The 12,831-nt window shown below is 65.6% G+C and carries 10 protein-coding genes and 2 pseudogenes; 5 read left to right on the forward strand and 7 right to left on the reverse strand.

What is annotated here, in order from left to right; translation table 11 throughout:
* Positions 1-55 precede the first annotated feature (55 nt).
* Genes araA through araB form a run of 3 tightly spaced genes read right to left on the reverse strand, consistent with a single transcriptional unit; the run spans position 56 to position 4,030 of the window.
* Positions 56-1,576, reverse strand: coding sequence for an L-arabinose isomerase (araA, locus tag FDW83_RS11170; protein ID WP_138138167.1), 1,521 nt, complete (start codon positions 1,574-1,576; stop codon positions 56-58).
* A gap of 31 nt (positions 1,577-1,607) precedes the next feature.
* On the reverse strand, positions 1,608-2,297 hold the full coding sequence (locus tag FDW83_RS11175) for an L-ribulose-5-phosphate 4-epimerase (RefSeq protein WP_138138168.1): 690 nt from the start codon (positions 2,295-2,297) through the stop codon (positions 1,608-1,610).
* Positions 2,294-4,030 (reverse strand): ribulokinase, encoded by a 1,737-nt coding sequence (araB, locus tag FDW83_RS11180; RefSeq protein WP_138138169.1) that lies wholly within the window; start codon positions 4,028-4,030, stop codon positions 2,294-2,296. Before araB ends, FDW83_RS11175 begins: the two co-directional genes overlap by 4 nt.
* Before the next feature lie 287 nt (positions 4,031-4,317).
* On the opposite strand from araB, the gene FDW83_RS11185 reads away from it, so the two are divergent.
* From FDW83_RS11185 to FDW83_RS11205, 5 genes are read left to right on the forward strand one after another with little or no spacing between them, the layout of a single operon-like run.
* The gene (locus FDW83_RS11185; RefSeq protein WP_138138170.1) at positions 4,318-5,430 is read left to right on the forward strand and encodes a Gfo/Idh/MocA family protein; all 1,113 of its coding nucleotides are present in this window, start codon (positions 4,318-4,320) and stop codon (positions 5,428-5,430) included.
* Positions 5,427-6,368 (forward strand): PmoA family protein, encoded by a 942-nt coding sequence (locus tag FDW83_RS11190; RefSeq protein ID WP_138138171.1) that lies wholly within the window; start codon positions 5,427-5,429, stop codon positions 6,366-6,368. Before FDW83_RS11185 ends, FDW83_RS11190 begins: the two co-directional genes overlap by 4 nt.
* The gene (locus FDW83_RS11195; protein ID WP_138138172.1) at positions 6,365-7,102 is read left to right on the forward strand and encodes a cupin domain-containing protein; all 738 of its coding nucleotides are present in this window, start codon (positions 6,365-6,367) and stop codon (positions 7,100-7,102) included. The genes FDW83_RS11190 and FDW83_RS11195 overlap by 4 nt, the downstream gene beginning before the upstream one ends.
* Before the next feature lie 29 nt (positions 7,103-7,131).
* Positions 7,132-8,178, forward strand: a complete 1,047-nt coding sequence (locus tag FDW83_RS11200; RefSeq protein WP_138138173.1) for a LacI family DNA-binding transcriptional regulator — start codon at positions 7,132-7,134, stop codon at positions 8,176-8,178.
* Positions 8,179-8,222: 44 nt separating this feature from the next.
* On the forward strand, positions 8,223-8,735 hold the full coding sequence (locus FDW83_RS11205) for a hypothetical protein (protein WP_205754676.1): 513 nt from the start codon (positions 8,223-8,225) through the stop codon (positions 8,733-8,735).
* Here the strand turns inward: FDW83_RS11205 and FDW83_RS19500 are convergent.
* From FDW83_RS19500 to FDW83_RS19505, 4 genes and pseudogenes are all read right to left on the reverse strand, one after another.
* Positions 8,697-8,825, reverse strand: a pseudogene (locus tag FDW83_RS19500) (anti-sigma factor); the annotation flags it as partial. The gene FDW83_RS11205 and the pseudogene FDW83_RS19500 overlap by 39 nt on opposite strands.
* Positions 8,822-9,342 (reverse strand): annotated as a pseudogene (locus FDW83_RS11215) (DUF4397 domain-containing protein); the annotation flags it as partial. The pseudogenes FDW83_RS11215 and FDW83_RS19500, both read right to left, overlap by 4 nt.
* Positions 9,343-9,443: 101 nt before the next feature.
* A complete protein-coding gene (locus tag FDW83_RS11220; RefSeq protein ID WP_138138174.1) occupies positions 9,444-10,487 on the reverse strand; it encodes a LacI family DNA-binding transcriptional regulator in 1,044 nt (347 codons plus the stop codon).
* A 575-nt stretch (positions 10,488-11,062) separates the two neighbouring features.
* Entirely contained in the window at positions 11,063-11,251 is a 189-nt protein-coding gene (locus tag FDW83_RS19505) for a recombinase family protein (RefSeq protein ID WP_240720957.1), read from the reverse strand.
* Positions 11,252-12,831 lie beyond the last annotated feature (1,580 nt).

Here is a 12,831-nt window from a genome sequence, read left to right on the forward strand (position 1 = left end):
CAACAGGCTCCGGAGGCAGCTGCTCCGGAGCCTGTTGTCGTGTGCAAAGACCGCGCTAAATCCCGCCGGCCAGCCTGTAATACGCGGCGTTCCAGTTCAGGTCCTTCTTGAACTGACGGATGGTGGTGTTTTCGTCGATGGTGAGCAGCTCGGTTTTGGCGATCTCGGCGAAGTCCTCCAACACGTCCAGGCCCACCTGGGTGGAGAGCACGGTGTGGTGCGCGGCGCCGGCGGTGAGCCAGGCGGCGGCGGAGGTGGTGAAGTCCGGCTTGGGCTGCCACAGGGCGCGGGCGACGGGCAGGTTGGGCAGCGGCTGATCCAGTGGGACGACGTCGACGGCGTTTGCCACCAGGCGGAAGCGGTCCCGCATGTCGGACAGGGCGACAACGACGCCCGGGGAGGCATCGGCGTCGAACACCAGCCGGACGGGGTCTTCCTTGCCGCCGATGCCGAGCGGGTGGATTTCCAGCCGCGGCTTCTGTGCGGTCAGGGAGGGGCAGACCTCAAGCATGTGTGCTCCGAGAATCTTTTCCGCGTCCGGTTCCAGGTGGTAGGTGTAGTCCTCCATCAGGGACGCGCCGCCGGGCAGTCCGGCGCCCATCACCTTGGCGGCGCGGACCAGGACGGCGGTCTTCCAGTCGCCTTCGGCGCCGAAGCCGTAACCGGCGGCCATGAGCCGCTGCACGGCCAGGCCGGGAAGCTGGCGGAGGGCTCCGAGGTCCTCGAAGGAGGTGGTGAACGCGGCGGAACCGTTGGCTTCGAGGAAGCTGCGCAGGCCCAGTTCGATCCGGGCCCCGTAACGGAGGGATTCGTGCCGTGCCGCGCCTGCGCCGAGCTCCGGCACAACCTCGTAAAGGTCCTCGTATTCGGCGACCAGGGCGTCGACGTCGGACTCGCCGGCGCCGTGCACCGCGTCGGCGAGTTCGTTTACGGACCAGGTGTTGACCGCGACGCCGAAGCGCAGCTCGGCCTCGGTCTTGTCGCCTTCGGTGACGGCGACGTTGCGCATGTTGTCGCCGAAGCGGGTCAGCTTCAGCGTGCGGACGGCGGCCCAGCCGGCGGCGGCGCGCTGCCAGGAGCCCACCTGCCGCGCCACCTCGGGGTTGGAGACGTGCCCGACGACGGTCTTCCGGGCGATGCCCAGGCGCGACTGGATGTACCCGAACTCGCGATCGCCGTGCGCGGCCTGGTTCAGGTTCATGAAGTCGAAGTCGATGTCCGCCCAGGGCAGGTCCCGGTTGGCCTGGGTGTGCAGGTGCAGCAGCGGCTTGCGGAGCAGGTCCAGGCCGGTAATCCACATCTTCGCCGGGCTGAAAGTGTGCATCCAGGCCGTGACGCCGATGACCGAATCGTCCGAGTTGGCCTCCAGTGCGGTGCGGCGGATGGCGTCCGAATCGGTCAGGACCGGCTTCCACACGATCCGGACCGGAACGTCACTTGACGCGTTGAGCTGGGTGGCGATGTCCTGCGACTGCGCAGCCACCTGCTTGAGGACGTCCTCGCCGTAGAGGTGCTGGCTGCCGGTGAGGAACCAGACCTCATAGCCGTCAAGGGAGGTGGATGCGGCGGTGCTCATGGGTTCTCCTGGAAAGTTGGTGGGCCGGCAGCTATTGGCCGTAGACGTTCTGGTAGCGGGCATACAGCGAGTCGATGTGGCCCTGGTCGATGGGCAGCGGCTCACCGAGTTGCCGTGCAATGTGGACAGTCCGGGCCACTTCCTCGCACATCACCGCTGCCTTCACGGCAGCACGGGCGTCCTTGCCGATGGTGAACGGGCCGTGGTTCTGCATCAGCACGGCCGGGGAGTTGGAGTTCTTCAGGGTCTCCACGATGCCGTGGCCGATGGAGTCATCGCCGATCAGCGCGAAGGGCCCCACCGGGATGGAGCCGCCGAACTCGTCGCTCATCATGGTGAGCACGCACGGTATCCCCTCCCCGCGGGCCGCCCAGGCGGTGGCGTAGGTGGAGTGGGTGTGCACCACGCCGCCCACCTCGGGCATATGCCGGTAGACGTAGGCATGCGCTGCAGTGTCCGACGACGGCGACAAGGCCGGGTTGCCCCACTCCCCCTCCGCATTCCCCGGCACAGGGACGCCGTAAAGGTCGGTGACCACCATCTGCTCCGGCGTCAGGTCCTGGTAGGAGACGCCGGACGGCTTGATGACCATCAGGTCCTGTCCTGGTACCCGCGCGGAGACGTTGCCGGCCGTCCAGACCACCAGTTCGTAGCGGGTCAGCTCGGCGTGCAGGACACAGACTTCCTCCCGGATCCTGGCGATTGAATCGAGGATGTTCATGCCGGCACCTCCACGGGGATGGCGGATTTGGCAGCCGCCGGCTGCAGGGAACCGGCAACCTTGCGCTGGAGGGCCTTAAGCCGGTGCATCACGTTATTGCTGCCCCGGCCGAAGTAGTCGTGCAGGGTCTTGTACTCCTGGAACAGTTCCTCGTACGCGGCCACGTTTTCGGGGATGGGGGTGTACACCTCGCCGGGTTCTGAGCCCATGGCGGCGGCAGCCTTCCGGATGTCCGCGTACTGGCCGGCGGCCACCGCGGCATGGATGGCCGAACCCAGGGCCGGGCCCTGGGCCGAGCCGATGGTGGACAACTGCAGCCCGGTGACGTCCGCGTAGATCTGCATCAGGAACCTGTTCTTCAGCAGCCCGCCGGCCACAATGAACTCATTGACGGGAACACCGGCATCACGGAAGGCATCAACAATGGTGCGCGTGCCAAAAGCTGTCGCTTCCAGCAGCGCCCGGTAAGTGTCCTCCGGCCGGGTGGCAAGGGTCTGTCCCACCACGATCCCGGAGAGCTCATGGTCCACAAGCACCGAGCGGTTGCCGGAGTGCCAGTCGAGGACGATGAGGCCGTGTTGGCCGATGGCCTGCCCGGAGGCAAGTTCGGTGAGGTACTCGTGGATACCCAGCCCGGCGGCCTCGGCAGCCTTGTGGTATTCGGGCGGCACGCCGTGCCTGGTGAACCAGCCGAAAATGTCGCCGACGCCGGACTGCCCCGCTTCGTAGCCCCACAGCCCGGGGACGATGCCGCCGTCCACCACGCCGCACATTCCGGGCACTTCCCGCAGCTTGCTGCCGTTCATAACATGGCAGGTGGAGGTGCCCATGATGGCCACCAGCTGGCCCGGTTCGACTGCCTTCGCGGCCGGGGCAGTAACGTGTGCATCCACGTTGCCCACGGCCACGGCAATCCCTTCGGGAAGCCCTGTCCAGGCGGCGGCTTCTGCCGTGAGGGTGCCGGCAGCGTCACCCAGCCGGCCGATGGTGTGCTCGAGCTTGGTGCTGACGAAATCCTTGAACTGCGGATTCAGGGCCGCCAGGAAGTCCTCCGACGGGTAGCGCCCGTCCTGGTAAATCCCCTTGTAGCCGGCGGTGCACGCGTTGCGGACATACCTGCCGCACAGCTGCCAGACGATCCAGTCCGCGGCCTCCACAAAATGGTCCATCGCCGCGTAGGCTTCCGGATCCTCCTCCAACAGCTGCAGGCCCTTGGCAAACTCCCATTCCGAGGAAATCAGCCCACCATAGCGCGGCAGCCACTCCTCGCCGCGCTTAGCCGCAAGCCGGTTGATCCGGTCCGCCTGCGGCTGCGCCGCGTGATGGCGCCACAGCTTCACATAGGCGTGCGGGCGGTTCTCAAAGCCCGGCACCTCGTTCAACGGGGTCCCGTCCGCCTTGGCCGGCACCATGGTGCAGGCGGTGAAGTCCGTAGCGATTCCGACGACGGCGGCCGGGTCGATCCCTGCCTCAGCAATTGCGGCAGGAACGGCGTGCCGCAGGACGCCGCGGTAGTCGTCCGGCACCTGAAGGGCCCACTCGCCGGGAAGCCGCGCGGCGCCGTCGCCCGCTACATCCTCAGGAAGGGCATCCGTGACGACGGCGTGCGGGTAGTCGTAGACCCCGCTGCCCAACTCCTTGCCGTCGCGCACCCGCACCACCACGGCCCGGCCGGACAGGGTGCCGTAATCGACGCCGATAACGCAGGCGTCCGGGCTATCCACTGGGTTCATTAGAAAAGTTCCTCCACTACCGCCGCAGCGTTGCGGCATGGAGTTATTGTGAGCGCTAACAAGACGCTGCGTCAACCCTCGCCGGCACCTGCAGCCGGTCAACGTCCCCACCCGGTTGGCACCGGACGGGCCGTTGACAAAAAGTGATCAGTAACAAATACTCGTGTTATCGATCACATTTGCTATCCCCGCACTGCCCTAAAAGTCGACGCGGAAGCACAAAACGCACGTCCGGATACCTCGCCCGGCCTTATCGATGAGCCCTCCTCCCCAATCCGAAAGCAGCTATGACCGAGACACCACAAACCTCCAAGGTCCGCGTCGCCATCATCGGGACCGGCGGGATCGCCAATGCCCATGCCGACGCCCTGCTGCAGCAGCGGGGCGTCGAACTTGCCGCCGCCATCGACATCGATGCCGCCCGTGCCCAGGAATTCGCCACCACATGGGGCGTCACCAGGACTGCCGCCAGCCTCAAGGAAGCGCTCGACGGCGGCGGGCTGGACCTCGTAGCCATCTGCACTCCCCCGTCGAGCCACTTCCCCCTGGCGCTGGAAGCGCTCTCCTTGGGTCTGCACGCCGTCATTGAGAAGCCACCGGCCCTGTCCCTGGCCCAGATGCGCGAGCTCCAGGCAGCCGAAGGCGCCTCCGCGGGATCGCTCAGTTGCATCTTCCAGCACCGCTTCGGTTCCGGCGCCCAAAGGGTCCGGTCCCTGCAACACGCCGGCCTCCTGGGAAGGCCGCTGGTAGGCACCTGCAACACCCTCTGGTTCCGGAACCAGGCCTACTTCGACGTCCCGTGGCGCGGACTCTGGGACGTGGAGGGCGGCGGCCCCACCATGGGCCACGGCATCCACCAGTTCGACCTCCTGCTCCACCTCTGGGGCCCCTGGGCGGAAGTCACCGCCTTCGCAGGAAAACTGGCGCGCAGGACCGACACAGAGGACGCATCGGCCGCCGTGGTCCGCTTCGAATCCGGAGCCATCGCCACCATCATCAACTCCGTCATCTCGCCCCGCGAAACCTCCTACATGCGGCTCGACTTCGAGAACGCCACAGTGGAGCTGGAACACCTGTACGGCTACAGCGACACCAACTGGACCGTGACGCCGGCACCCGGGCGGGAGGACGCCGTCGACTCCTGGAACCAGGGCGAGGACGTGGCCAGCGGACACCCCGCGCAGTACCGGGCCATCATCGGCAGCATTGCCGAAGGCAGCCCGGCACCCGTGACAGTGGCCGATGCGTACGCCACGATGGAACTGGCTGCCGCGATCTACGCTTCGAGCGTCAGCGGAACAACCATAGCCCGCGGGCAGATTGATGACAGCAGCCCATTCTTCACCCGCATGGACGGGCACCTGGAACCCTGGAAGCAAGAGGAAGAACTGAACGCATGAGCAATCCTGCACCGCTCACCTGGCGGGACGAAGAACGATCCTTCACGGTCTCCCTAGGGGACCTGGACATCGCCACCTACACCTACGACGCCACGGACGAGCAGCGCGAGTCACCCCGGCCCTTCTTTCATCCGCTGCGCACCACCGCCGGGGAAACCGTGAGCGCCTACCGGCCCTGGGACCACGTCTGGCACAAAGGCATCGCCTGGTCGCTGCCCCACTTCGGCGAGGACAACTTCTGGGGCGGCCCCAGCTACCGTCGCGGCAAGGACTACCAGTGGCTGCCCAACAACGGGCGGATGAAGCACGAGCGGATCCTTGAGGCCGGGACGGACGACGCCGGGTTCCACTTCTCCCACGCCCTCACCTGGTGGACACAGCCCGGTGAGCACGTGGTGGATGAGATCCGCACCCTGCGGATCAACGCCGGACCGGACGCCGAATCCTGGACACTTGTTTTCGAAACAGCCATGACCAACGAGTCCGGCCATGACATCCACATCGGTTCACCCACCACGGAAGGCCGGGAGAACGCCGGCTACGGGGGCCTGTTCTGGCGCGGCCCCCGCGAGTTCACGGGCGGCAGGATCGTGGGGCCGGACGGAAGGACGGGCGAGGAGTTGCGCGGAAGCCGGGGGCCGTGGCTTGCCTTCGTGGGGCAGCACGACGACACCTGCCGGCACTCCACCGTCCTGATCGCCGATGACACCGCGAACGCCCAGCATCCGCCGGAATGGTTCGCCCGTTCCGAGCCCTTCGCATGCTTTGGGCCCGCGCCGTTCTTCAGCAAGGAGGTCACGTTTGCCGCCGGCGAAACCATGGTGAACCGGTACGCGGTGGTGATAGCCGACGGCGACTCCGGCCAGGAGCGGCTGGCCCGCCTGGCGTCCGTGGCAACGGACGCTTTGCGGCAAGCAAAGGTGAAGGCCGGGGCATGACAGCTCAGCAGGCTCCCGCCTTCTTCCCGGGTGCCGTCGCCCTCACCCGGCTCGGCGTGTACGACTGGGAAGCCGCCGACGGTGTGTGCGGCGGCTCGCCCCACATGCACACTGCTTCCACCGAGGCCTATCTGGTCCTCTCCGGAAAGGGCACGGTGGAGACTATCCGGCAGTCGGGGTACGAATCGTACGATTTGGCGCCGAACGACCTCCTCTGGTTCAGCCCGGGAACCATCCACCGCCTGGTAAACGAGGACAACCTGGAAATCCTGGTGGTCATGCAGAACAGCGGCCTGCCCGAGGCCGGCGACGCCGTGCTCACCTTCGACCCCGGCATCATGGCCAGCCCGGAGCGCTACGCGGAGGCAGCGTCCCTGGCCGGAGGGCCGTCTTCGTCCCTGCCGGAAGCCGCCCGCGCGCGCCGGGACGCCGCGATGGCCGGCTACCAGCGCATCAAGGAGGCTGCCCTCGCCGGCCGGCACGACGTCGTCGAGCAGTTCCAGCGCGACGCCGTCCGCCTGGTCCAGTCGCGGGTTCCGGCCTGGCAGGCCCTGTGGGACGAAACCATCGCGCCCGAAGCTGCGCGAACGGAAACTTGGCTCAAGGAGCTGGCCGCCGGCGGGTTCAGCCACTTTGCGGACGCTGCCGTGGTCCGGGCGGAAGCCGCGGGACCTGAGCGGGCCTTCGGCATGTGCGGGCGGCTGCAGAAGTGGGAGCCGGGCCGGCAGGCCTGATCCACCAACATGGAAGGGGACACCGGAAAATGGTGCAGGAAGCTGTTGCGCGGGGGCGGGCGAAAGCGCCCACGATCTATGATGTGGCAGCGCTGGCCGGGGTATCCCACCAGACGGTCTCCCGGTACCTGAAAGACGGGAAAGGCCTCAAACCCGGCACCCTGGAACGGGTGGAAAAGGCCCTGTCCGAGCTCCGGTACACCCCCAACCTTGCGGCGCGTTCGCTGAGGTCGCGGAAGCTGTATCGGGTTGTGGTCGTGGTTCCGGAAGCCTCCCTGTACTTTCCCGCCCGCATGCTCAACGGCGCGGCGGGCGCAGCACACGCACGTGGCTACCGCGTGGACGTGGTGGCCATGGAAGGAACCGCCCAGGCACGGGCACTCCAGCTCGAACGGCTCCTGACTGGTGAGGACATCGCCGGAATCCTGTCCTTCGTGCCCCGCCCCAAGGCCACCGCCGCAACCGGAACGGCAACCGTTCCCATGGTGGTGGCCGGCGAGTACGACAACAAGATGCGCGCCCGCGGAAGCCTTGCGGACGGCACCGCGGTGCACAGCATCATCCGCGAACTGGCGGCCCTCGGCCACACCAACTTCTTCCACGTTGCCGGCCCCGCCGCCTGGCCCGCCGCCCGCAACCGCAAGGCCGTCTACCAGGAAGCCATCGCCGCGCTGGGGCTGACCTCGCTGGGCATGGCCGCCGGCGACTGGTCTCCCGCCTCCGGGTATGCCGCTGGCAAGAAAATCGCCGCGCTCAACGGCGTTACTGCTGTTTTCGCCGCCAACGACCAGATGGCCTTCGGCGTCATCCGGGCACTCCACGACCAGGGCATCCGGGTGCCTGTCGACGTCAGCGTCTTCGGCTGGGACGACGTACCGGAGGGTTCCTACTTCATTCCGTCCCTTTCCACGGTGCACATGGACGTTGAGGCGTTGGGAGCCAGGAGCATGCGCGAGCTCATCGCCCGGATACACGGTGAGGAGCCGCCGCAGGACGCCGCCGCCCTGCCGCTGATGGAGCTGGTGCTGCGCGAATCCACGGGGCCGGCAGCCCCGCGGCAGTTGAAGCCAGCGTAAAAGGGTAGGAACCTCAAAGATTGCCGGCAACCCGAGGGGACCGCATGGAAAACACCCGGAGCGGCTGGACGGGAAGCTCCGCCGCCTGGCTGCTGGGCCCGTTGGCCACGGGCCTTGGCTGGGCCGCGCATGTGGCAGGCGGGGGCCAGTCCCCGGCGGTCCTGATCGTCCTTGCCCTGGCTGCGCTGCTGGGCATGGTGGCGTCCATGCTGGGCCGGCGCAGGCTGCCCGGATGGGCGGTCCTGGTGGCAGCAGCCGTGGCGCAGCAGCTGCTGCACCTTGCCTTCAGCGCGTTTTCCTCCCCCAGCGGGTTCTCCCTTCCCGGGCACGGCCACGGGGAAACCCCAGCGCCGGACACCACCCCGGCCCAGGGTGCAACCGCCCCTTCCCACGACCTGCACGTGCTGCTGTACCTGCACGCGGCTGCGGCGCTGCTGACTGTGCTGGCCGCCGCCCAGTGGCCCAGGATCCTGCAGTGGCGCCTGCCGGCACGGCAGGACCACGTGGAAGGGCGCCTGTCAGGAAGCCAGCGTGCCGCGGACGATGCTGACGCTTGAGTGGGCCGGGTTGTTGTCCACCGGTTCGTCCGGGACATCCACAATGGGGTACTCGGAGAGCTGCAGGCCGGCAGGCACCTGGAACGCTCCGCGGGACCGAGCACCGGGGTGGTGGTGCCGGCGGCGGCGACGGCTGCCGGGATGGTTCCGGATCGAGCGTCAGGGTCTGTTCACTGGGGTTGGCAACGTTGGAGATGACGGGTGTTCCGCCGGCCAGGACGTCGACGGCGGGCGCGGCTGCTGCGGTGTGCCGGACGGTGAGCTTGCCCTTGCCGGCCTCGATCTGGGAGACGTTGTTGGTGAAGAGGTTGGCAGTGGGGTTGCCGCCGGCGTCCAGGTTGGCTACTGCAGTGTAGTTTCCGTTGGACTCGAGGGTTACGCTGACCGGGCCGATGACGGCTGCGGAAGGGGCCCTGCCAGGGTGCCGGGGGTGAAATCGTCCAGGATCCGTTCACCGTTGACCCCCACACGTCCACGGTCAGTCCCGGGACGCCATGCAGCACGGAGAGTTGGGCGTCTCCGTCGGCTGCCTGGGCGGGCCGGCGAGAGCGATTGCAGCTGCAAATGCCGCTGCACCGGCACCTGCTGTGAAGATCTTGTTGCGCATGTCCCTCTCCTTAATCGGCCCGCCTTGCCGGCGTTTGTGCTTACACCCCTACTACTGGCGCAGCCCCGGAGCCGGATGCAGATTCATGGAAATTCTTGCAATTATTTTTCCGGGCGCCCTGGCGGCTGCCGCGCCGCCGGCGGTGCCGTGCTTGCCCGGAGGACCAGCTCCGGCGTGACCACGGTGGAACTGGCGGCCGCGCCGGCTTCGATCTCCTTGAGCATGATGTCCATGCAGCGCCGGCCCAGTTCCTCGAAGTCCTGCCGCACGGTGGTGAGCGGCGGGCTGAAGTACCCCGATTCGGGCTGGTCGTCGAAGCCCACCACGGAGACGTCGTCGGGCACGCGGACGCCTGCCTCGTCGAACGCACGGAGCAGGCCCAGCGCCATCTGGTCATTGCCGACGAACAGTGCCGTTGCGCCGCGGCCGGCGGCGAGCTTCCGGCCGATCCCGTAGCCGCTGCCGGCACTCCAGTCGCCCTGCACCAGCGGACCCTCCGGCAGGCCGGCCGCGGCGAGCGCCTCGCGCCAGCCTTCCGCCCGTTCCGCGCCGTCCGTCCAGTCCGGTGGGCCGGACACGTGCCCAATGTGGCGGTGCCCCTGCCCGATCAGGTGTTCGACGGCGAGCCTGGCGCCCCGGCGCTGGTCCACCATGGCCCCGCTGACGGCGCCGTTGCCGAGGGATCCGACGGCAACCACGGGCACGGAAAGGTTCATCTCGTCCAGCACCTGCAGGGTGTCCGCGTGCGGCACCAGCACGGCGATGCCGTCCACGGACTGGTCCATGAAGCGGCTGACGGCGTCGGAGATCGCCTCCCGGCTGACCGCGCGCAGCGCGCCGATGCTGACAAAGTAGCCGGCATCCCGGGCCGCATGCTCCACACCGAGGAGCGTGTTGGCCGGGCCGTACTGGGACAGCTCGCTGGCCAGGACGCCGATGGTCTGCGAACGCCTGGTCACCAGGCTCCGCGCCGCCGTGTTCCGCCGGTACCCCAGCTCGGCAATGGCTGCCTCCACCTTTTCGCGGGTGGCCTTGCTGACGTTGGGGTGGTTGTTGACCACCCGGGACACGGTCTGGTGCGAGACGCCGGCGACGTCCGCCACGTCCTCCAGGCGCGGCATCCTGCCCTTGCTGCTTTTTGCCATGCGCCTATTCTCCCCGGAGTTTTTGTCCGGATGTGCCGAGCCCCGGGGCGGCAAAGTCACGTAGTGGTTATAACGGCGATGGTTAGGCCGGAAGACGAGCGTATAACCTGCGGTCCAATGACTGTCTGCGGGTGCTGACGCTCGCATACCCGGTTGCTTTGCCAGACGCGTCAAAAAGCGTGCCGACCGCGTTTTGACCAGCTTTCATTTCGAATACCACTTTTGCCAATGATAGGAGGACTTCTCCACCTGTTCTGTCGGATGTTCGGCGAATGGCAGCTTTTTCAGGCGTTATTTGTCGCTTGGTGCAGGCCGCAACCCTCCTGGACATGCTGTGCAAACTTTAAGAAACCCTGCAGCCGACTTAGCAAACTTGCCATCTTCCGTAACGCGGGTGCCCCGCAAGCTATCTCAAAACAAGGTCGCGCTAGGCGGCTTCGGATGCGACTTTTGAATGTCGCTCCTGCTGAGAGCCCGAGCCAGTGATGAAACAGTGACGCTAACCCGCTCAGCCGTTTCCTTCTAAGTTTTCCCTTCGTTGCGCAACTGTCGGGCAGTTTCCAGTTTCCCTGGCGTCATCGACCGTGGGCGGCCGCCGGGCAGGTCTCAAGCTTTTGGATGAGCTTGTCGTGGGCACTAGTCTTATCCAGCCAAGGTTCAGCCAGGGAACGGAAGCTTATCCCCCGCTGACCCTGCACTGCGACGATATCCGCAAGGTCGAAGGTACTACGGCCAAGCCTGGTCAGGTCCGCGACCAACAGCACGTTGGCCGGTTGCAGCTAATCCAGGCGGTCCTTGCACCGCGCCGTTGCCGGGGTAGCACCGGACGCATACTCCTGAAAGACGCGGATTGCTCCGGCCACTACCAACGCGTCCACCTGCGAATCGAGCGATTGGCCACCAGTACTGACCCTCGCAGAGCCGACCCTATTCCTTGAGACGTCAAAAACCCTCCCATCACCCTTTTGACCGGTTTTCTTTTCGGTAACCAGTTTTGACTAAGAGCAGGAGTGCTTTTTCGACTCTCTGCTGAGGCTTGCCGGCAGCAGGTCAGAAACGCTCGTTATCGACCTGCCCCGCAACACCCCTCGAGCAGCTCAAAAGCCGCGACCGTGCCGGCCTCTTCTCCATCGCACCTTAGGAGCTCGTCCTAAAACAGTCAGTATGACTACCTGGTTGTTGCGTCAGACGGAGGTCGCCTTGCTGCATCGTGAGTGCCCGTGAGCGCCAATAGAAAAGTCTTCCGGGACTCTCCGAGGTTGCGGGCGACCTGTGCAGCGGGTTCACCGCCTTCACACCAGACGGACAACACTTCGAATCTGGCTGACAGTGACCCGTCGGGGCCGGGTCGCCTAGGTTCCCGCCTCCGTCTCTAGAACACCCACAAGTGGATCCTCGAGGTTGAGGACGGTCCGCTGGCGAAGCCGTTCCGTTTAGGCGTTGTCCTTGGCCCACCACAGGAATTCGGATGCGTGCTGCTGGTGCCGGAGGCCCTCGCCGAGAGTGCAAGTAACAACTCGGCAGCTCTGCCTGGTACCGCCAGAGCGAGATCTGGCTAACTGGCGGAATATTGACCCAACCCACTTTGATGCCGCCACTGACCGATGTCCTTTAGGAATGCAACCTATTTCAGGGAACTTTTCTGGATTCCGTTCTCTCTAATGCATGTCAACTACCTCAGGAAGTTGCAAGGAGGACGATTGTTCCAGCCTCCAAAATCTCCATCTGAACCCAACACCAACACAAAAAGGGAAAACTTCATGCTAGAAATCGGCCTCGCCATATGGGGGAAGGTCCCACCGGTGGCACGCACGACTAATCCGAACAAGGCGGCAATAATCGGCCTAGCCTTTGGAGGAATAGGGCTAGGAATATACTTCCGAAGCGTACTAGACTCTCTCGCGCCTTTGGCGATACTTCTAATCCTCACAATCACCGTCGGAGACGTAGGTGCTCTGGGCGCGCTTGCTATATCGGGAATCTACGGGTACCTGCGTTCTTCGGAGTCGAACCAGCGTCTTGCTGCATCCGAAAGTTCTCCCGTGATCCCAACTGCTTGAGGCACTTGTATGCACTAGGGACAGTGTTTTGCCTATCAAGAGTCTTCCACCCCCAGGGAACCTTCGAGGGGATCAAATCCTCTAATAGGCAGAGATGGAAACAGGAAGCAGGAGCTTCCGTGACGCAAGGAGGACATCATGGAATATCAATGGGAAGCCGATGGCATTAGCGACACTGAGACATTCGGCGAGTTCTCAGTAGACCCTTACACCGGATACACCGGGGCATCAGGAACCTTGTGGCCGTTGGACACGGACAATTCCGGCGGCTCAGAACTTTTCGC

The organism is Pseudarthrobacter sp. NamE2, from assembly GCF_005796205.1.
Classification (GTDB): domain Bacteria; phylum Actinomycetota; class Actinomycetes; order Actinomycetales; family Micrococcaceae; genus Arthrobacter.